Below are 17,884 nucleotides of genomic sequence, written 5' to 3' on the forward strand. Positions count from 1 at the left end.
GGGCGGCAGGTAAGAGACCGTACGATACGCATTCACGTACTTACCTGCCGACCGGCTAAGGGGTTAGGGACTCGATCATGTTCCATCGAATCGGACAATTCGTCGTCAACAGGGCATGGTGGGTGATCGTCGCCTGGATCGTGGCCGCCGTCGCCATCGTCGCCACCGCGCCGACACTGACCGCCCAGACCGACGAGAGTGCCTTCCTCCCCAAGAGCTACGAGTCGATCCGGGCCATGGAGGTGCAGCAGAAGGCCTTCCCGGACGACTTCACCCCGTCCGCCATGGTGCTCTTCGAGCGCAAGGACGGCGGCAAGCTGACCGAGCAGGACCAGGCCGTGATGGGCAAGGTCACGCAGGGGCTCGCCGACAAGCACATCGACAAGGTCGAGAAGGTCGTCCCGGTGAACCCGCGGACCACCTCGCAGGACGGCCGCTACGCGATGGCCATGGTGGCCATGGAGAAGGGCTCCGCGCAGAAGCCCGAGGCCGCGGACACCGCCAAGGAGCTCCGTGAGGGCGCCAAGGCGCTGGGCGCCGACAGCGACCTGAAGATCCAGCTCGGCGGCCCGGCGGCGCAGGTCCTCGACCAGAAGGACTCCTCCGACCTCGCCAACGCGCTGATCGGCATCGGCACCGTGGTGATCATCCTGCTCACCCTCGGCATCATCTTCCGCAGCCCGATCATCGCGCTGCTGCCGATCCTCTCGATCACCGTCTACTCGATGGTCGCCAACGGCCTGATCGCCGACGCCTCCAAGGCCTTCGGCCTCAAGGCGGACAACTCGGTCTCGGCGATCCTGATCGTGGTGCTGTTCGGTGTCGGCACCGACTACTTCCTCTTCCTGATGTTCCGCTACCGCGAGCGGCTGCGGGCCGGCGACGACCGCAAGGAGGCCGTGGTCAACGCGGTCGGCCGGGTCGGCGAGGCCATCGCCTCCGCCGCCGGAGCGGTCATCGTGGCGTTCAGCGTGCTGATCCTCTCCAGCCTCGGCATGTTCAAGGCGCTCGGCCCCTCGCTGGCCATCGCCGTCGCGGTCACCGCCCTCGCCTCGGTCACGCTGGTGCCGGCGATCCTCTCGCTGATCCCGCAGAAGGTGCTGTTCTGGCCGTCCAAGGCCTGGCAGATCGAGCCCAAGTCCGCGCGCTTCGAGGCGATCGGCCGCACCGTCGGCCGCCGCCCCGCCATGACCGCGATCCTGTCCGGCGCGCTGATGGTGCTGCTCTCGCTGGCGGCCTTCGGCTACAAGGGCTCCTTCGACCTGGCCGCCGGCTCCATGCCGAAGGACAAGGAGTCGATGGTCGTCACCGACACCCTGACCAAGGGCTTCTCGGCCGGCGCCTCCGACCCCAGCCACGTCTACCTGACCGGCAAGAACGGCAAGCTCGACAGCGCTGCGCTGAGCGGCTACGCCCAGGCCCTCGGCAAGGTCCCAGGCGTCGCCCAGGTCGCCCCGGAACCCAAGCTGAACGGCGACGGCACCACCGCCGACTTCACCGTCATGCTCAAGGACGCCCCGGCCACCAACAAGGCCATCGACACCGTCGGCAAGCTGCGCGCCACCGCGAAGGACGCCGCGCCGCAGGGCACCGAGGCCCTGGTCGGCGGCCAGAGCGCGATCTTCAAGGACATCAACACGGCGATGGCCCGCGACTACTCGCTGGTTTTCCCGGTCGCGGCCGTCCTGATCATGGTCATCCTCGGCCTGCTGCTGCGCAGCGTGGTCGCCCCCTGGTACCTGATGGCGGCGGTCGGCCTCGGCTTCGGCGCCACGATCGGCGCCACCAGCCTGCTCTTCCAGCAGGTGCAGGGCGAGGCCGGGCTGATGTTCATGCTGCCGATGTTCATCTACCTGTTCGTGGTGGCGATCGGCACCGACTACAACATCCTGATGATCGCCCGCCTCCGCGAGGAGGTCGCCGAGGGCAAGGATGCCCGGACCGCGGCAGCCCAGGCGATCAAGCACGGCGGTCCGACCGTCGCGGCGGCCGGCTTCATCCTGGCGGCCACCTTCGGCACCATGCTGCTCGCGGGTAACTCGCTGTTCAGTCAGATCGGCTTCTCGGTCGCCTTCGGCATCGTGGTCTCGGCGTTCGTGATGTCGCTCTTCTTCACCCCGGCGCTGACCGCCCTGTTCGGGCGCTGGGCCTGGTGGCCGGGCACGGCCACCGCCGGCGGCCACGGGGCTTCGGTCGCCCCGCTCGGTGAGCGCGAGCCGGAGACCGCCGGCCGGCACTGACGGCAGGGCACTGCGGAGAGGGGGGGGGGGGGGGGGGGGGGGGGCCCGCCCCGCCCCCCCCCCCCCCCCCCCCCCCCCTCCCGCGCCCGGCAAACGTGGTGTGACCAGGGGAACTTTTCCCGTCGCATCGACCGGCCGTCGTGCTAGAGTCGAAGCAGTTGCAGTATTGGTTCCCATGAACGTATGTGTGCGCCTGCTGGTTCCAACCAACAGGCGCATTTGTTTTGTCCGGTGTTCTCTCCGGATGGGGATCGCGGCTACTTGGGGTCCACGAGGTGTGGGCCCTGACGCCCCAGTGAAAGTGGAGACGGTTATGGCTACCGGCACCGTGAAGTGGTTCAACAGCGAAAAGGGCTACGGCTTCATCGAGCAGGATGGTGGCGGCGCCGACGTGTTCGCCCACTACTCGAACATCCAGGCCAACGGCTTCCGTGAGCTCGTCGAGGGCCAGAAGGTCGAGTTCGACGTCACGCAGGGCCAGAAGGGCCCGCAGGCCGAGAACATCCGCGCCATCTGAGACTCGCTCTTCGAGCAGACTCAACAGTCGCGCAGCGAGGGCCCGCAACCTGCAGGGTGCGGGCCCTCGCCCATGCCGCCGGACGGCCGGGGCGGCGCCCGCGCGACTTTCCACTCCTGATACGGCCGACTTCATCGCCACCGGTACCGCACCGCGCATCCCGCACCGTCCGTACCGCACCGTGGCCCACGGCCCACCAGGACTTGGAGCAGCATGACCGACCAGGCACGCCCGCCGCGCAACCGATCCGCCCGCCCGCCCCGCAACGGCTCCGCGCCGCGCGGTGCCTCGGGGGCCCGTCCGGCGAACCGGACGCGTGGCCCGCGTACCGTCCAGGCCCGGCCGGCCGAGGACTTCACGCCCGTCGAGGGCACTCCGGCGCGTCCGCCGGCGGCGTCGTTCGCCGAGCTGGAGCTGCCGAAGGGCCTGCTCTCCGCGCTCGCCGCGCAGGGCGTCACCGAGCCCTTCCCGATCCAGGCCGCCACGCTGCCGGACTCGCTGGCCGGCCGGGACGTCCTCGGCCGCGGGCGCACCGGCTCGGGCAAGACCCTCGCCTTCGGCATTCCGCTGCTGGTCCGCACCGCGGGCCGCCGCGCCGACTCGCGCCGCCCGCTGGCCCTGGTGCTGGTGCCCACCCGTGAGCTGGCGCAGCAGGTGACCGAGGCGCTGACCCCGTTCGCGACCGCGCTCAACCTGCGGATCACCACCGTGGTCGGCGGTATGTCGATCACCCGGCAGGCCAACCAGGTCCGGCGCGGCACCGAGGTGCTGGTCGCCACCCCCGGCCGGCTGGACGACCTGATCGGCCGCGGCGACGTGTACCTCGACGACGTCACCATCACGGTGCTCGACGAGGCCGACCAGATGGCCGACATGGGCTTCCTGCCGCAGGTCGTCAAGCTGCTGGAGCAGGTCGCCGAGGGCGGGCAGCGGATGCTGTTCTCCGCCACCCTGGACCGCAACGTCGACCGCCTGGTCAACCGCTTCCTGGCCGACCCGGTCACCCACTCGGTCGACCCGTCGGCGGGCGCGGTCACCACGATGGACCACCACGTGCTCCAGCTGGAGCCGGCCGACAAGGCCGAGGCGACCACCCGGATCGCCGCCCGCGAGGGCCGGGTGATCATGTTCGTCCACACCAAGCACGGCGCCGACCGGCTCGCCAAGCAGCTGCGGGCGAACGGCGTGATGGCCGCGGCGCTGCACGGCGGCAAGTCGCAGCCGCAGCGCAACCGGGTCCTCGACCAGTTCCGCGACGGTCACGTCACCGCGCTGATCGCGACCAACGTTGCCGCGCGCGGCATCCACATCGACGGCCTGGACCTGGTCGTCAACGTGGACCCGCCGATCGACCACAAGGACTACCTGCACCGCGGCGGCCGCACCGCGCGCGCCGGCGAGTCCGGCACCGTGGTCACCCTGGTGCTGCCCGAGCAGCGCCGCGAGGTCAACCGGCTGATGACGGTCGCCGGGATCCGGCCGACGGTCACCAAGGTGCGCCCGGCCGACACCGAGCTGAAGCGGATCACCGGCGCGCGCACTCCCACCGGCGTCCCGGTCGCGCTGCCCGTCCCGGCGGCGAACCAGCCGGCGGCACCGGCGGCGCAGGCCGCGCAGGCGGCCCCGGCCGGCGAGCAGGGCGGTCGTGGTCGCGGCCGCGGCGAGCGGGCCCGGCGGTCCGAGCGCGCGGAGCAGACCGAGCGCACCGAGCGCACCGAGCAGACCGCGCGTACCGAGCGCACCGAGGGCCAGACGCGGCGCCGTCCGCCGGCGAAGCGCTCCGGGCTGCCCAAGGACGTGGACGCCAGCGGCAACCCGCGCCGTCCCCGCCCCAAGCAGCGTCCGGGCGCCGGCTCCGGCGGCGGGCACATGGCGGCCGGCTTCATCGGCAAGTCCTCGGGCCGGGCGAAGCCGGGCTCCGGGTCGAAGAGCGGCTCCAACTACGGCACGGGTCGTCAGCGCCGCAAGTCCGACTGACCTCGCCGATCGGCAGAACCGACGGGCCGTCGGGACGTTCGCGTCCCGGCGGCCCGTCGCCGTTCAGCGGACCGGCTCGGCGGCGGTTCCGGTCCGGGCCGCAGTCGCGGCGGCGTCGGCGGCGTCGGCGGCCGGGACGAGGGCGCGCAGCCGTTCGGTGGTCTCCCGGTCGCGCGGGGAGATCACCACTAGCTGGAGCCCGTCCGGGGCGCGCAGCACCACCTGGTCGAGGTTCAGCCGGCCGACCGTCTCGTGGTCCAACTCCTTCTCGGTGCCCGCGCGTTCGCTCACCCGGTGCTCGTCCAGCCAGCGGTCGGCCTCCGGGAAGGCGGCCCGCAGCCGGCGGATCAGCGCCGCCAGTGGCTCGGCCTCCGGGGCGCCGTCGCCGCCGCGCTCGCCGTACGCCGCCCGCAGCTCGGCCAGGGTGCGGCGGGCGTGCCGCTCCCAGTCGACGGTCCGGGCGCGGCTGCGCTCGTTGGCGAAGATCACCCAGGCCAGGTTCCGGTCGGCGGGGGCGAAGCGGGAGAACTCCAGCAGCGCCTCGGCGGGCGGGTTCCACGCCCGCAGGTCCCAGTCGGCGTCCATCACGAACGCCGGGGCGGGCGACTGCGCCTGCACCATCCGCAGCAGTGCGGCCGGCACCTGCGGGACGCGGTCCGGCGGGGCCGGGCGCGGTGCGCTGCCGGCCAGCCGGAACAGGTAGTCGGTCTCGGCGCGGTCCAGCCGCAGCGTCCGCGCCAGTGAAGTCAGCACCTCCGGCGAGGGGTTGATCTCCCGGCCCTGCTCCAGCCAGGTGTACCAGGTCACCCCGACCCCGGCCAGCAGCGCCAGTTCCTCCCGGCGCAGCCCCGGCGTCCGCCGCCGCACCCCGGGCGCCAGGCCGACCTGTTCCGGCGTCACCGCCGCGCGCCGCGCCCGCAGGAAGCTCGACAGCGCCTGCCGCCGGAACTCCTCGTCACTCATACGACCCCCCTCTCGGTCCGACCACCAGTATCCGCCCGTTGCCTGTCACTCCGGCTACCAGCATCGACACGCACTGCCGCCCGCCGCGGCCCGCCGGAAGAGTGGTGGACGTCAGCGAGGAACGCACGAAGGAGCAGGGGCGGATGAGGACGAGGACGGTTCGGACGGCACTGGTCGCGGCGGCGGTGGCGGCCGTGCTGGGCACGGGCGCGGCGCCCGCCGGGGCGGCGGGGCAGCCGGCGTCGTGGGCAGTGGCACAGGCAGCGGCGCAGGCCGGGCGGTACCCGGCGGTGCTGGTGGGGCACGGGGACTCGCTGCACCCCGAGGGGGCGGGCTGGGACCCGGTGCACCACCGGTTCCTGGTCGGCTCGATGCGGCACGGCACGGTGGCCGCCGTCCGGCCGGACGGCTCGACGGCGGTGCTGGTGGACGACCCGGCGCTGGTCACCGTGGTCGGGGTGCACGTGGACGCCGGGCGCGGCCGGATCCTGGTCGCCAACGGCGACACCGGGGCGGGCCTGCGGTCGAGCGCGGCCACCACCCACCGGGTGGCCGGGATCGGCGCGTACGACCTGGCGACGGGGCGCCGGCTGTTCTACACCGACCTGGCCGCGGTGGCCGCCGACGGCGGCGAGCACCTGGCCAACGACCTGGTGGTCGGCCCGGACGGGACGGTGTACGTCACCGACTCCTTCGCGCCGTTCGTCTACCGGGTGGCGCCGGGCGGGACGGCGTCCGTCCTGGTCCGGGACGACCGGCTGGCCCCGCAGCCCGGTGCCTTCGGGCTGAACGGCATCGTCCGCAGCGGCGGGACGCTGGTGATCGGCAAGTACGACGACGGCACGCTGTGGCGGGTGCCGATCGCCGGCCCCGAGCGGCTGTCGCGGATCCCCGTGGCCGGGGACGGCGGCCGGCTGCTCGGCCTGGACGGGCTGCTCTCCCGGCCGGACGGCACGCTGCTGGGCATCACCAACCACCTGGGCGGCAGCGGCGCCGAGTCCCGGGTCGAGCTGCGCTCCGCCGACGGCTGGCGGACCGCCCGGCTGACTGCCGTCCGGCCGACGCCGGACGCGGCGACCACCGTGCTCACCCCCGGCCCCGGCGGCAGCGTGTACCAGCTGTCCGGGCGGCTCGACCTGCTGTTCGCGGGCACCCCGGTGGACGAGTTCACGCTCCGTCGGGTGGGCTGAGGCAAGCGGCGCAGGGGCCGCACCCACCGGGTGCGGCCCCTGCGCCGGGTCGGAGCGGGGTGTCAGTTGAACTGGTCCGGGTGCGGGCCGGTGCGCAGCTCGCGGTCGCCGGCGGCGATCGCCGCCAGGTCCTGCTCGGTCAGCCGGAAGTCGAAGACGTCCAGGTTCTGCCGGATCCGGGCCGGGGTGACCGACTTCGGGATCACGATGTTGCCGAGCTCCAGGTGCCAGCGCAGGACCACCTGGGCGGGCGACTTGCCGGTGCGGGCGGCGATCGCGGTGATCGCCGGGTCGGCGAGGACGGCGCCCTGGGCGAGCGGGCTCCACGCCTCGGTGGCGATGCCGTGCCGGGCGTGGAACGCGCGCAGTTCGGACTGGGGCAGGCCCGGGTGGAGCTCGACCTGGTTGACGGCCGGGACGAGGTCGCTGCTGTCCAGCACCCGCTGCAGGTGTGCGGGCTGGAAGTTGGAGACGCCGGCGGCGCGGATCCGCCCGTCGGCGGCGAGCTTCTCCAGGGCCCGCCAGGTGTCCAGGTACAGGTCCCGGGCCGGGGTGGGCCAGTGGATCAGGTACAGGTCGACGTGGTCGAGGCCGAGCCTGTCGAGGCCGGCGTCGAAGGCCCGCAGGGTGGCGTCGTACCCCTGGTCGGCGTTCCACACCTTGGTGGTGACGAACAGCTCCTCGCGGGCCACGCCGGAGTCGGCGAGGGCCCGGCCGACCCCGGCCTCGTTGCCGTAGACGGCGGCGGTGTCGATGCTGCGGTAGCCGGCCTCCAGGGCGGCGGCCACGGCGGCGGTGGTCTCCTCGTCGGGGACCTGGAAGACACCGAAGCCGAGCTGGGGGATCTCGACACCGTTGTTGAGCTTCACGGTGGGGACGGTCATGGCGGTTTTCCTTACGCGGTGCGGTCGGTGAGGTCGGTGCGGTCGGTGAGGTGGTAGCGGACGGTCTGGGCGCTGATCCGTCCGTCGCGGAAGACGAAGGTGTCGGTGCCGTCGGTCACCCGGTGGCTGCCGGTGACGGCGGTCCACCGGAGGAACAGCAGGTCGCCGGCGAACTGCGGGGTCAGCTGCCATTCGGCGTCCGGGAGGTCGGCGAGCAGCTGCCCGATGACCTCCCGGACCCCGTCGTGGCCGGCGTACGTCCCGGCGGGGGTGATCAGGACGGCGTCCTCGGTGTAGTTCCCGGCGATCAGGTCGAGGTCGGCGGTGGCCAGCCGGCGGCCGTGGTCGGCGAAGACGTCCTGCGGGGTTCTGGTGGTCATGGCGGGTCCTCGGGTGCGGCGGTGCGGCGGATCAGTGGTGGACGGGGACGGCGGTGGGGGCGGCGAGCGGTGCGCGGGCCGGGGTGCGGCGCTCCAGGGCGGCCGACCAGAGCGCGAGGACCAGGGCGGACGCGGCGAGCAGGGCGCCGACCCAGTTCGGGGCGGTGTAGCCGAGGCCCGCGGTGATCACCAGGCCGCCGAGCCAGGCGGCCAGCGCGTTGCCGAGGTTGAAGGCGCCGATGTTGACCGCGGACGCCAGGGTGGGGGCGCCGTGCGCCTGGTCCAGGACGCGCTTCTGCAGCGGCGGGACGGTGGCGAAGCCCAGCGCGCCGACCAGCAGGATCGTGACGGCGGCCGGCACCTTGCTGTGCGCGGTGAAGGTGAACACGGCGAGCACCACGGACAGGCCGCCGAGCGTCACGTACAGCATCGGCATCAGCCGGCGGTCGGCGAAGCGGCCGCCCAGCAGGTTGCCGAGGAACATGCCGACGCCGAACAGCACCAGCAGCCAGGTCACCGCGCCCTCCGAGTAGCCCGCCGCATTGGTCATCATCGGGGCGATGTAGGTGATCGCGGCGAACACCCCGCCGAAGCCGAGCACCGTCATCGCCATCGCCAGGACCACCTGGACGTTGCGGAACGCGGCCAGCTCGCGGCGCAGCCGGGTGCCCTCGGGGCGCGGCAGCTGGGGGACCAGCCGGGCGATGCCCAGCAGTCCGACCACGCCCAGCGCGGCGACCGCGGCGAAGGTGGCCCGCCAGCCGACCGCCTGGCCGATGAAGGTGCCGAGCGGGACGCCGACGATGTTGGCGACGGTCAGGCCGGTGAACATGGTGGCGATCGCACCGGCCTTCCGGTCCGGCGCCACCAGGTCGGCGGCGACCACCGCGCCGATGCCGAAGAACGCGCCGTGCGCCAGCGAGGCGACGACCCGGCCCGCCAGCATCAGGCCGAAGCCCGGCGCCACCGCGGACAGCAGGTTGCCGACCGTGAACAGGCCCATCAGCAGCATCAGCATGGTCCGGCGGTTCATCCGGGTGCCGAGCGCCGTCATCAGTGGCGCGCCGAGCACGACGCCGATCGCGTACCCGGTGACCAGCAGGCCGGCGGTGGGGATCGACACCCCGAAATCACCGGCGATCTGCGGCAGCAGGCCCATCACCACGAACTCGGTGGTTCCGATCCCGAAGGCCCCGATGGCCAGGGCGAGGAGCGCGAGAGGCATGACGCCACCCTCCATGCGATTGCTTGTGCGTCTTACGTGCTTCGACAATAGTTGCAGACGCTCTGTATATGCAAACGCTGGCAATCTTCGGATGCGGGTATCCTGGAGACCGTCGTCCTCGCAAGCCCTCGGAAGGAGACCGGGCCCATGACCGCCACCGACCCCGCGCTGACCGCCCTCGCCAGCGGCTGGGCCGCCCTCTACGTGCTGCACGGACGGATCGACGCGCACATCGAGCGGGCCCTGCAGGCCAAGCACGACCTCAGCGTCCGCGAGTACTCGCTGCTCGAAGTGCTCAGCCGCCAACACGACGGCATCGGCGGACACCTCCAGATGAAGCAGGTCGCCGACGCGGTCGTGCTCAGCCAGAGCGCCACCACCCGCCTGGTCACCCGCCTGGAGGACCGCGGCCTGCTCGCCCGCTACCTCTGCCCCACCGACCGCCGCGGCATCTACACCGACGTCAGCCAGGCCGGCCTCGACCTCCTCGCCGCGGCCCGGCCCACCAACGACACGGCACTGCGCGAAGCACTCGACGAAGCCGCCAAGAACCCCGAACTCGCCCCGCTGGTCAGCGCCGTGGAGTCGGTGAAGGCCTGAGATGCGGCAGGACGAACGGCACGCCGCCCAGGAGGCGGCGCTCGACGCGCTGCTCGCCGCCCTCGGCCTCGAACACCACGAGCAGCCCGACGAGCGCGTCGCCCGCCTCGACGCCCAGGCACCCGGCTACGCCCGCCACCACCGCATCGGCCACAAGCGGCAGACCGCCTACCGCGCCCTCGAAGCCGACCGCGCCCTCACCGCGCGCCACGCCGACCTCGTCGTCCAGGCCCTGGCCGCCGACGACGACCCCACCTCGCCGAGCTGGCTCACCCGCGCGCTGCTCGCCGCGATCGGCCACCGCCGCACCATGGAAGCCCTGCTCACCCTCCTCGAACACGGCACCCCCCACCAGCGCACCTGCGCAGCCGCCGCCTGGCACTGGGCCCGCCCCCCGGCCCACCACGCGACGGCCGTGGCCGACCTCGACACCCGCTTCCGCGAGGCCGTCACTCGTGAGGCCGAGTGATCGCCGGATCGCCCTGGGTAGGCTGAAGGAGCTGCAAGACTCCGGCCCATGGGAGCACTGATGACCGTCGCACCTGAGCCCACTTGGCCCGTACCGCCGGAGGGCGGCTGGACCGCAGACGACCTCGACCGGCTTCCGAATCTGCCTCCGCACACGGAGCTGCTCGACGGGAGCCTGGTTTTCGTGAGTCCGCAGTCCCTCTTCCACCTCTACGCGATCAACCTTCTCCACTTCGGCCTGCTCCAGGCCAAGCCGCCGGAGCTGGCGGTGATCCGGGAGATGACGGTCACCCTGGGTAGGCGCGATCGTCCGGAGCCGGACCTCTGCGTGGTGCCGCGCGCGGCGGCGGCCGACGCCCGTCAGACCACCTTCCAGCCGACGGACGTCCTGCTCGCGGTCGAGGTGGTGTCGCCGGACTCGGAGGCCAGGGACCGTGAGGTGAAGCCGCGGAAGTACGCGGGCGCCGGGTTCCCGCACTTCTGGCGGGTGGAGAACGAGAGCGGGGAGCTCGCGGTGCACGTTTTCGAGCGTGACGGGGCGACCGGGGCGTACGCGCCGGTGGGGATCCACCGGAAGCGGCTGGCCCTCGATCTGCCGTTCCCGATCGACATCGATCTGACGGACCCGCAGCGGTGGCTGTGACGTCGGGTCAGGCGGCGAGGGCGGCGGTGAGGGTCGCGGCGTCGTAGCGGGCCAGGAGGAGGTGGGCGAGCTCCGGGGCGGCGCCGAGGACGTCGGCGACCAGGTCGGCGTCGGTGGCGGCGGCGGTGATGCGGTCGGGGAGCAGGCCCGGGGCGAGCATGTACGGGGCGACGGCGGTGCGGGTCGCGCCGCGGGCCCGCAGGGCGGCGATCGCCTCCTGGACGGTGGGGCCGCCGGTGGAGGCGTGGGCGAGTTCGATGGCGGCCCAGCCGCGGGTGGCCTGCCAGCGGGCGGCGACGGCGCGGGTGGCGGCGTTCGCGGCGGGGTCGGAGGACCCGGCGGAGGCGAGGACCACGCCGGTGCGGGCGCGGACGGCGGGGGAGCGGACGTCGAGGCCGGCTTCGGCGAGGCGCCGGTCGAGGGCGTCGAGCAGCAGGGGCGAGGGGCCGAGCACGTCGGCGACCGGGAGGGTGGCACCGGCGGCGCGCAGCGCGGCGGGGATGTCGTGCTTGGCGTGGTAGGCGCGGCTCAGCAGGAGCGGTACGGCCACCGCGGAGTCGAGCCGGCCGAGGACCTGGGGGATGCGCGGGGCGCAGTGGTCCAGGTAGGCGGTGGCGACGTCGAGGCCGGGGCGCAGGGCGCGGACGGCGTGGACGAGCCGGTCGACGGTGGCGGCGTGCCGGGGGTCGCGGCTGCCGTGGGCGATGAGGAGGAGGGTGGGCCCCGAGGGGGCGGCGGCCCCCTCGGGGCGGCGGGTCATCGGGTGCTCACCAGCAGTCCGCGGCTGCGCAGGACGCGCCGCTCGATCGGGGAGAAGAACAGCAGGTCGATGGCGACACCGACGAAGAGGATCAGGACGATGCCGAGCAGCACGCCCGACATGTCGGAGAACTCGCGCTGGTTCTCCAGGTACCGGCCGAGGCCGAGGCCCAGGTCGGGGGAGGAGGCGATGAGTTCGGCGGCCATCAGGGAGCGCCAGGAGAAGGCCCAGCCCTGCTTGAGGCCGGCCAGGTAGCCGGGGAGGGCGGCGGGCAGCAGGATGTGGCGGGCACCGCGCAGGCCGGTGGCGCCGAGGGTCTTGCCGGCCCGCAGGTAGAGCGGCGGGACCTGGTCGATGCCGGAGATCAGGCCGTTGGCGATGGACGGGACGGCACCGAGCAGGATGACGGCGTACATCGCGGAGTCGTTGATGCCGAGCCAGATGACCGCGGCGGGGACCCAGGCGACCGAGGGCAGTGCCTGCAGGCCGGCGAGCACCGGGCCGACGGCGGCCCGGATCGGCTTGACCTGGGCGACCAGCAGGCCGAGCGGGGTGCCGATGACGACGGACAGCGCGAAGCCGGACAGGCCGCGCCAGACGCTGGTCCAGATGATCGAGAACAGCGTGCCCTGGTACCAGAGGTCCTGGAGGGCGCCGAACACGTCGGCGGGGCTGGGCAGCTTGTACTCGCTGGTCAGGTGGAGGCTGTAGGCGAGCTGCCAGAGGGCGAGCACCAGGGCGATGCCGAGGATCGGCGGCAGCACCTTCTGGCGGAGCACCTGGCCGATCGGGGTGCGCTGGGCCTGGTAGGTCTCCAGGGCGTCGAGGCCGGCCTCGACGGACGCGGAGTCGGAGGTCTCCGGCTGCTGGTCCTGGTCCTTGACCAGGGTGGTGTCAGGGCTGCTGGACATGGCGGCGGATCTCCCCACGCAGGTGCTCGGTGATCTCGATGGACAGATCCGCGACGCCCGCGGACTCGATGCGGCGCGGCTGCGGCAGGTCGATCCGCCACTCCTTGGCGATCCGGCCGGGCCGGGAGGAGAGCAGAATGACGCGCTGGGCGAGCCGGACGGCCTCGCGCACGTTGTGGGTGACGAACAGGACGGTGAGCTTGCGCTCGGCCCAGATCCGGGTGATCTCGTCGTGCAGCACGTCGCGGGTGATGGCGTCGAGCGCGGCGAACGGCTCGTCCATCAGCAGCACGTTGGAGCCCTGGGCGAGCGAGCGGGCCAGCGCGACGCGCTGGCGCATGCCGCCGGACAGCTCGTGCACCCGCTTCTTGTACGAGCCGCCGAGCCGGACCAGCTCCAGCAGGCGCTCGGCCTCGGACTGGCGCTCGGCCTTGGGCACGCCGGCCAGGCGCAGGGCGAGTTCGATGTTCTTGCCCGCGCTCAGCCAGGGGAACAGCGCGTGGTCCTGGAACATCAGGGCGGGGCGGGCGCCGGGCACCTCGATGGTGCCGGCGGTCGGCCGGTCGAGGCCGGCCACCAGGTTGAGCAGGGTGGACTTGCCGCAGCCCGATGCGCCGAGCAGCGTGACGAACTCGCCGGGCGCGACGTCGAGGCTGATGTCGTCCAGCACCGGGGCTGCGGTGCCGGGACGGCCGAAGGTCTTGTGCACGTGCGAGAGCCGGACGGCGTACTCGCTGTCCGGGGTCTCGACGGCGGGGGCGGCTGCCGAGGTGGTCAGTGCCGTGGTCATGGGCACCTCCTGCGTGGAGTCTGGCGGTGGGCGGCTGGGAGCCGGGGTCCGGCCCCGCCCCGGCCCGGTGGGTGGGCATCGAGGGGCACGGGGCGGGGCGCGGACCGCGGAGCTACGGGAGGGGTCGGGTCACTTGGCGCCGAGACCGGCGTCGGCGACGGCCGGCTGACCCTTCTCCTTGAGCACCTTGTTGAGCGGGTTCAGGTCGTAGATCCCGGCCAGGGTCGGCTTCTTGAGCAGTCCGGCGGTCACCGCGTGGTCGGCCTCGGCCTGCAGGGTGCCGGCCAGCGGGTCGTCCAGGAAGTCGATGTCGGCCCAGGCCGGGTCGAGGACCGCGGCGTCCAGGGCGCTGCCCGCGTCGGTCTTGATCTGGGCGTTGGCGGCGGCCTTGGCCTGGTCCGGGTTGGCCTTGATGAAGGCGTTGGTGTTCACCGAGCCGCGCAGCACGGCCTCCACCACGTCCGGGTGCTCGTTGAGGAACTTCTGCGAGACGATGATGTTGGTGATCACGAACTTCTTGTCGGGCCAGACGTCCTTCTCGTTCAGCAGGACCTTGGCGCCGAGGGTGACCAGCTTGGAGGCGGTCGGCTCGGGCACCCAGGCGCCGTCGATCGAGCCGGACTTGTACGCGTCCGGGGTGACCTTGTTGTCGGTACGGACCACGCTGACGTCGCCGGCGCCGGACTGGGCGTCGACCTTCCAGCCCTTGCCCGCCAGGTAGTTGAGCAGCGCCACGTCCTGGGTGTTGCCCAGCTGCGGGGTGGCGATCTTCTTGCCCTTGAGGTCGTCGACCGTCTTGATCTTGTCCGGGTTGACCACCAGCTTGACGCCGCCGGAGGCCGAACCGCCGATGATCTTCAGGGACTTGCCCTCGGACTTGGTGAAGCCGTTGATCGCCGGCGAGGGGCCGATCCAGCCGATGTCGATCGAGCCGGCGTTCAGCGCCTCGATCTCGGCCGGGCCGGCGTTGAAGACCTGGGTCTTGATCTGGGTGGAGCCGAGCTCCTTCTGGAACAGGCCCTGCTGCAGGCCGACCAGGGCGGTGCCGTGGGTCAGGTTGGCGAAGTAGCCGATCTTCACCGTGTCGGCGGAGAGCTTGGCACCACCGGCGGACGCGGCCGGGGCGGCGGAGGCCTTGTCGGTGCTCTTCGAGCCGTAGCTGCAGGCCGAGAGCAGGCCGGCGGCGGTGATCACGGCCGCGGTGACGGCGGCGGCGCGTCTGATCCGACCGGCGTTCGGGCGGTTCGGGGTATGGCTGGACTCGGTGCTCGGTGCCATGAGAGGTGTCCCGTTCATGAACGTAGGGATGGGTGGCCTGTCGTGCGTGGGTCGCGCCGGGCCGGCGCCTGCTGTGGGAAGGTCCGGGCCCGGTGCCAGGGGATCAGTGCCCCTGGCAGGACCCACATCGGGACAGGCCGCCCTCGCCACTGCCGAGGGCGCCGCTGCCGACGCGGCCGCCTTCCTTGTTCATGCCCGAGAACGCCTCGCTGGGCATCAGACCCAGTCCTCCTCGTGGGGAGCGTCGTTGGTGCTGACGGTGTCGAACGCCTCGCCCGCCATGCCGGCGGTGAGGGTGGTGCCGTCGGCCGGGTCGATCAGCAGGAACGATCCGGTCCGGCGGTTGTCGGTGTAGTCGTCCAGCGCCAGCGGCTCGGCGGTGCGCAGCACCACGTGGCCGATGTCGTTGACGTTCAACCCCTCGGCGCCGGAGCGCTGTTCGAGGGTGTCGATGTCGATCCGGTACGAGATCTCCTTGACCAGCGCGCGCACCGTGCGGGTGGTGTGCTTGAGCAGCACCTTCGCCCCGACGGTCAGCGGACGCTCGTTCAGGTGGCAGACGGTGGCCTCGATGTCCTTGGTGGGGACGGGGGCCGGGCCGGCCGCGATCAGGTCGCCGCGGGAGATGTCGATGTCGTCGGCGAGCCGGACGGTGACCGACTGGGGGGCCCAGGCGATGTCCGTCTCCGCGCCGAGCGCGTCGATCCCGGCGACCGTGCTGGTGTGGCCGGAGGGCAGCACCGTGACGGTGTCGCCGACCCGCAGCACGCCGGAGGCCAACTGGCCCGCGTAGCCGCGGTAGTCGGGGTTCTCCTCGGTCTGCGGGCGGATCACGTACTGGACCGGGAAGCGGGCCGGCTCGACGCTCGGGTCGGTGCCGACCGGGACGGTCTCCAGGTGCTCCAGCAGGGTCGGGCCGCCGTACCAGTCCATGTGGGCGGACGGCTCGACCACGTTGTCGCCGGCCAGGGCCGAGATCGGGACGGCCACCACGTCCTTGACGCCCAGCGAGGCGGCGTACGCGGTGAACTCCTCGGCGATGGCGGCGAAGACCGGCTCCGCGTACTCCACCAGGTCCATCTTGTTGACCGCGAGGACCACGTGCGGGACGCGCAGCAGCGCGGCGACGGCCGCGTGCCGGCGGGTCTGCTCGACCACGCCGTTGCGGGCGTCGACCAGGACGACGGCCAGCTCGGCGGTGGACGCGCCGGTCACCATGTTCCGGGTGTACTGCACGTGCCCGGGGGTGTCGGCGAGGATGAACCGGCGCCGCGCGGTGGCGAAGTAGCGGTACGCCACGTCGATGGTGATGCCCTGCTCGCGCTCGGCCCGCAGGCCGTCGGTGAGCAGCGCCAGGTCGGGCGCCTCCTGGCCGCGGCGGCGGGAGGCGTGCTCGACGGCCTCCAGCTGGTCCGTCAGGACCGACTTGGAGTCGTGCAGCAGCCGGCCGACCAGGGTGGACTTGCCGTCGTCGACGGAGCCGGCGGTGGCGAAGCGGAGCAGCGAGGTGGCGCTGGTCTCGATGGTGGTGCTCATGCTTAGAAGTACCCCTCGCGCTTGCGGTCTTCCATGGCGGCCTCGGACATCTTGTCGTCCGCTCGGGTGGCGCCACGTTCGGTGAGGCGGCTGGCGGCGATCTCGGTGATCACGTCCGCGATGGTGGCGGCGTCCGAGTCGACGGCGCCGGTGCAGGACATGTCGCCGACGGTGCGGTAGCGGATCAGCCGCTTCTCGACCGTCTCGTGCTCCTTGGGGCCGCCCCACTCGCCGGCGGTCAGCCACATCCCGTCGCGCTTGAACACGTCGCGCTCGTGGGCGTAGTAGATCTCCGGGAGCTCGATGTTCTCGCGCTCGATGTACTGCCAGACGTCCAGCTCGGTCCAGTTGGAGAGCGGGAAGACACGCACGTGCTCGCCGACCGCGTGCCGGCCGTTGTACAGCGACCACAGCTCGGGCCGCTGGCGCCGCGGGTCCCAGGCGCCGAACTCGTCGCGCAGGGAGAAGACGCGCTCCTTGGCACGGGCCTTCTCCTCGTCGCGGCGGCCGCCGCCGAAGACCGCGTCGAACTTGTTGGACTCGATGGCGTCCAGCAGCGGCACGGTCTGCAGCGGGTTGCGGGTGCCGTCCGGGCGCTCGCGCAGCAGGCCGCGGTCGATGAAGTCCTGCACCGAGGCGACGTGCAGCCGCAGGTTGTGCTGCGCGGCCGTGCGGTCGCGGTACTCGAGGACCTCGGGGAAGTTGTGGCCGGTGTCGACGTGCAGCAGCGAGAAGGGGATCGCCGCCGGGGCGAAGGCCTTCAGCGCCAGGTGCAGCATGACGATGGAGTCCTTGCCGCCGGAGAACAGGATCACCGGCCGCTCGAACTCGCCCGCCACCTCGCGGAAGATGTGCACCGACTCGGCCTCGAGGGCGTCCAGGTGCGACAGCGCGTAAGGGTTCTCGCCGGTCTCGACGAGGCTCCGGGTGGCGGTGGTCATGCGAGGCCCCTCTCGGTCAGGAAGGCGTGCAGATCGGCTGCGGACTCGGCAACCGTTCGGCCCTGCGTCTGGATGCGGAGCTCCGGGTCCTCCGGGGCCTCGTACGGGTCGTCCACCCCGGTGAGACCGGAGATCTCACCGGCGGCCTGCTTGGCGTACAGGCCCTTGACGTCGCGCTCCGAGCACAGCTCGACCGGGGTGGCGACGTGGATCTCCAGGAAGTCGGTGCCGTTGGCCAGGTGCCGCTCGCGCACCGCGGCGCGGGAGTCGGCGAACGGGGCGATCACCGGGGCCAGCACCTTCACACCGTTGGCCGCCAGCTTCTCGGCGACGAAGCCGATCCGGGTGACGTTGGTGTGCCGGTCCTCGCGGGTGAAACCGAGGCCCTTGGAGAGGAACTCGCGGATCTCGTCGCCGTCGAGCACCTCGACCTTGTGGCCCTCGGCGCGCAGGCGCTCGGCGAGGGCGAAGGCGAGGGTGGTCTTGCCCGCGCTGGGCAGCCCGGTCAGCCACACGGTGGCGCCGCGCTCGCAGGCGGCGGCCGGGGCGGCCGCCTCTGCGGCTCCGCCGGTCGCCAGGGT

Annotated in this window: 18 protein-coding genes; 7 read left to right on the forward strand and 11 right to left on the reverse strand. The window is 72.6% G+C overall.

The window, feature by feature from the left end; genetic code table 11:
* Positions 1 to 77 precede the first annotated feature (77 nt).
* From ACGFX4_RS18640 to ACGFX4_RS18650, 3 genes are all read left to right on the forward strand, one after another.
* Positions 78 to 2,240 (forward strand): MMPL family transporter, encoded by a 2,163-nt coding sequence (locus tag ACGFX4_RS18640; protein WP_393075231.1) that lies wholly within the window; start codon positions 78 to 80, stop codon positions 2,238 to 2,240.
* Positions 2,241 to 2,553: 313 nt separating this feature from the next.
* A complete protein-coding gene (locus ACGFX4_RS18645) occupies positions 2,554 to 2,757 on the forward strand; it encodes a cold-shock protein (RefSeq protein WP_345696490.1) in 204 nt (67 codons plus the stop codon).
* Positions 2,758 to 2,970: 213 nt separating this feature from the next.
* Positions 2,971 to 4,734, forward strand: coding sequence for a DEAD/DEAH box helicase (locus ACGFX4_RS18650; protein ID WP_393075235.1), 1,764 nt, complete (start codon positions 2,971 to 2,973; stop codon positions 4,732 to 4,734).
* A gap of 63 nt (positions 4,735 to 4,797) precedes the next feature.
* On the opposite strand, the gene ACGFX4_RS18655 is transcribed toward ACGFX4_RS18650, so the two are convergent.
* Positions 4,798 to 5,697, reverse strand: coding sequence for a helix-turn-helix transcriptional regulator (locus ACGFX4_RS18655; RefSeq protein ID WP_393075238.1), 900 nt, complete (start codon positions 5,695 to 5,697; stop codon positions 4,798 to 4,800).
* A gap of 143 nt (positions 5,698 to 5,840) precedes the next feature.
* On the opposite strand from ACGFX4_RS18655, the gene ACGFX4_RS18660 reads away from it, so the two are divergent.
* On the forward strand, positions 5,841 to 6,887 hold the full coding sequence (locus ACGFX4_RS18660) for a hypothetical protein (RefSeq protein ID WP_393075241.1): 1,047 nt from the start codon (positions 5,841 to 5,843) through the stop codon (positions 6,885 to 6,887).
* A gap of 62 nt (positions 6,888 to 6,949) precedes the next feature.
* Here the strand turns inward: ACGFX4_RS18660 and ACGFX4_RS18665 are convergent, their stop codons facing one another.
* Genes ACGFX4_RS18665 through ACGFX4_RS18675 form a run of 3 tightly spaced genes read right to left on the reverse strand, consistent with a single transcriptional unit; the run spans position 6,950 to position 9,376 of the window.
* The gene (locus ACGFX4_RS18665) at positions 6,950 to 7,771 is read right to left on the reverse strand and encodes an aldo/keto reductase (RefSeq protein ID WP_393075244.1); all 822 of its coding nucleotides are present in this window, start codon (positions 7,769 to 7,771) and stop codon (positions 6,950 to 6,952) included.
* 11 nt (positions 7,772 to 7,782) lie between these two features.
* Complete coding sequence (locus ACGFX4_RS18670) at positions 7,783 to 8,151, reverse strand: nuclear transport factor 2 family protein (RefSeq protein WP_393075247.1); 369 nt, start codon at positions 8,149 to 8,151, stop codon at positions 7,783 to 7,785.
* A gap of 31 nt (positions 8,152 to 8,182) precedes the next feature.
* Entirely contained in the window at positions 8,183 to 9,376 is a 1,194-nt protein-coding gene (locus ACGFX4_RS18675; protein ID WP_393075250.1) for an MFS transporter, read from the reverse strand.
* A 147-nt stretch (positions 9,377 to 9,523) separates the two neighbouring features.
* Here ACGFX4_RS18675 and ACGFX4_RS18680 point away from each other — a divergent pair, with 147 nt between their 5' ends.
* Genes ACGFX4_RS18680 through ACGFX4_RS18690 form a run of 3 tightly spaced genes read left to right on the forward strand, consistent with a single transcriptional unit; the run spans position 9,524 to position 11,087 of the window.
* On the forward strand, positions 9,524 to 9,976 hold the full coding sequence (locus ACGFX4_RS18680) for a MarR family winged helix-turn-helix transcriptional regulator (protein WP_393075253.1): 453 nt from the start codon (positions 9,524 to 9,526) through the stop codon (positions 9,974 to 9,976).
* 1 nt (position 9,977) lies between these two features.
* Positions 9,978 to 10,445: a hypothetical protein gene (locus ACGFX4_RS18685; RefSeq protein ID WP_393075256.1), complete on the forward strand. Its 468-nt coding sequence runs from the start codon at positions 9,978 to 9,980 to the stop codon at positions 10,443 to 10,445.
* Between the two features lie 60 nt (positions 10,446 to 10,505).
* Positions 10,506 to 11,087: a Uma2 family endonuclease gene (locus ACGFX4_RS18690; RefSeq protein WP_393075259.1), complete on the forward strand. Its 582-nt coding sequence runs from the start codon at positions 10,506 to 10,508 to the stop codon at positions 11,085 to 11,087.
* A 7-nt stretch (positions 11,088 to 11,094) separates the two neighbouring features.
* Here the strand turns inward: ACGFX4_RS18690 and ACGFX4_RS18695 are convergent, their stop codons facing one another.
* From ACGFX4_RS18695 to cysC, 7 genes are all read right to left on the reverse strand, one after another.
* A complete protein-coding gene (locus ACGFX4_RS18695; RefSeq protein WP_393075262.1) occupies positions 11,095 to 11,847 on the reverse strand; it encodes a sirohydrochlorin chelatase in 753 nt (250 codons plus the stop codon).
* Complete coding sequence (locus tag ACGFX4_RS18700; protein WP_393075265.1) at positions 11,844 to 12,758, reverse strand: ABC transporter permease; 915 nt, start codon at positions 12,756 to 12,758, stop codon at positions 11,844 to 11,846. The genes ACGFX4_RS18695 and ACGFX4_RS18700 overlap by 4 nt, the downstream gene beginning before the upstream one ends.
* Entirely contained in the window at positions 12,742 to 13,548 is an 807-nt protein-coding gene (locus ACGFX4_RS18705) for an ABC transporter ATP-binding protein (RefSeq protein WP_393075268.1), read from the reverse strand. The genes ACGFX4_RS18700 and ACGFX4_RS18705 overlap by 17 nt, the downstream gene beginning before the upstream one ends.
* 129 nt (positions 13,549 to 13,677) lie before the next feature.
* Positions 13,678 to 14,826 (reverse strand): aliphatic sulfonate ABC transporter substrate-binding protein, encoded by a 1,149-nt coding sequence (locus tag ACGFX4_RS18710; RefSeq protein WP_393075271.1) that lies wholly within the window; start codon positions 14,824 to 14,826, stop codon positions 13,678 to 13,680.
* A 216-nt stretch (positions 14,827 to 15,042) separates the two neighbouring features.
* Positions 15,043 to 16,362, reverse strand: a complete 1,320-nt coding sequence (locus ACGFX4_RS18715) for a sulfate adenylyltransferase subunit 1 (protein ID WP_393075274.1) — start codon at positions 16,360 to 16,362, stop codon at positions 15,043 to 15,045.
* Positions 16,363 to 16,364: 2 nt separating this feature from the next.
* Positions 16,365 to 17,303, reverse strand: coding sequence for a sulfate adenylyltransferase subunit CysD (gene cysD, locus ACGFX4_RS18720; protein WP_393075276.1), 939 nt, complete (start codon positions 17,301 to 17,303; stop codon positions 16,365 to 16,367).
* A complete protein-coding gene (gene cysC, locus ACGFX4_RS18725; RefSeq protein WP_393075316.1) occupies positions 17,300 to 17,881 on the reverse strand; it encodes an adenylyl-sulfate kinase in 582 nt (193 codons plus the stop codon). Before cysC ends, cysD begins: the two co-directional genes overlap by 4 nt.
* Positions 17,882 to 17,884 lie beyond the last annotated feature (3 nt).

This window comes from Kitasatospora sp. NPDC048365, assembly GCF_043200835.1.
Taxonomy (GTDB): domain Bacteria; phylum Actinomycetota; class Actinomycetes; order Streptomycetales; family Streptomycetaceae; genus Kitasatospora; species Kitasatospora terrestris.

Excerpts from the sequence above, each read along its gene's own strand:
- ACGFX4_RS18705 (WP_393075268.1), bottom strand. The coding sequence starts at position 13,548 with ATGACCACGGCACTGACCACCTCGGCAGCCGCCCCCGCCGTCGAGACC.
- cysD (WP_393075276.1), bottom strand. The coding sequence starts at position 17,303 with ATGACCACCGCCACCCGGAGCCTCGTCGAGACCGGCGAGAACCCTTAC.
- ACGFX4_RS18675 (WP_393075250.1), bottom strand. The coding sequence starts at position 9,376 with ATGCCTCTCGCGCTCCTCGCCCTGGCCATCGGGGCCTTCGGGATCGGA.
- ACGFX4_RS18650 (WP_393075235.1), top strand. The coding sequence starts at position 2,971 with ATGACCGACCAGGCACGCCCGCCGCGCAACCGATCCGCCCGCCCGCCC.
- ACGFX4_RS18645 (WP_345696490.1), top strand. The coding sequence starts at position 2,554 with ATGGCTACCGGCACCGTGAAGTGGTTCAACAGCGAAAAGGGCTACGGC.
- ACGFX4_RS18710 (WP_393075271.1), bottom strand. The coding sequence starts at position 14,826 with ATGGCACCGAGCACCGAGTCCAGCCATACCCCGAACCGCCCGAACGCC.
- ACGFX4_RS18665 (WP_393075244.1), bottom strand. The coding sequence starts at position 7,771 with ATGACCGTCCCCACCGTGAAGCTCAACAACGGTGTCGAGATCCCCCAG.
- ACGFX4_RS18680 (WP_393075253.1), top strand. The coding sequence starts at position 9,524 with ATGACCGCCACCGACCCCGCGCTGACCGCCCTCGCCAGCGGCTGGGCC.
- ACGFX4_RS18640 (WP_393075231.1), top strand. The coding sequence starts at position 78 with ATGTTCCATCGAATCGGACAATTCGTCGTCAACAGGGCATGGTGGGTG.
- ACGFX4_RS18715 (WP_393075274.1), bottom strand. The coding sequence starts at position 16,362 with ATGAGCACCACCATCGAGACCAGCGCCACCTCGCTGCTCCGCTTCGCC.
- ACGFX4_RS18685 (WP_393075256.1), top strand. The coding sequence starts at position 9,978 with ATGCGGCAGGACGAACGGCACGCCGCCCAGGAGGCGGCGCTCGACGCG.
- ACGFX4_RS18695 (WP_393075262.1), bottom strand. The coding sequence starts at position 11,847 with ATGACCCGCCGCCCCGAGGGGGCCGCCGCCCCCTCGGGGCCCACCCTC.
- ACGFX4_RS18700 (WP_393075265.1), bottom strand. The coding sequence starts at position 12,758 with ATGTCCAGCAGCCCTGACACCACCCTGGTCAAGGACCAGGACCAGCAG.
- ACGFX4_RS18670 (WP_393075247.1), bottom strand. The coding sequence starts at position 8,151 with ATGACCACCAGAACCCCGCAGGACGTCTTCGCCGACCACGGCCGCCGG.
- ACGFX4_RS18660 (WP_393075241.1), top strand. The coding sequence starts at position 5,841 with ATGAGGACGAGGACGGTTCGGACGGCACTGGTCGCGGCGGCGGTGGCG.
- ACGFX4_RS18655 (WP_393075238.1), bottom strand. The coding sequence starts at position 5,697 with ATGAGTGACGAGGAGTTCCGGCGGCAGGCGCTGTCGAGCTTCCTGCGG.
- ACGFX4_RS18690 (WP_393075259.1), top strand. The coding sequence starts at position 10,506 with ATGACCGTCGCACCTGAGCCCACTTGGCCCGTACCGCCGGAGGGCGGC.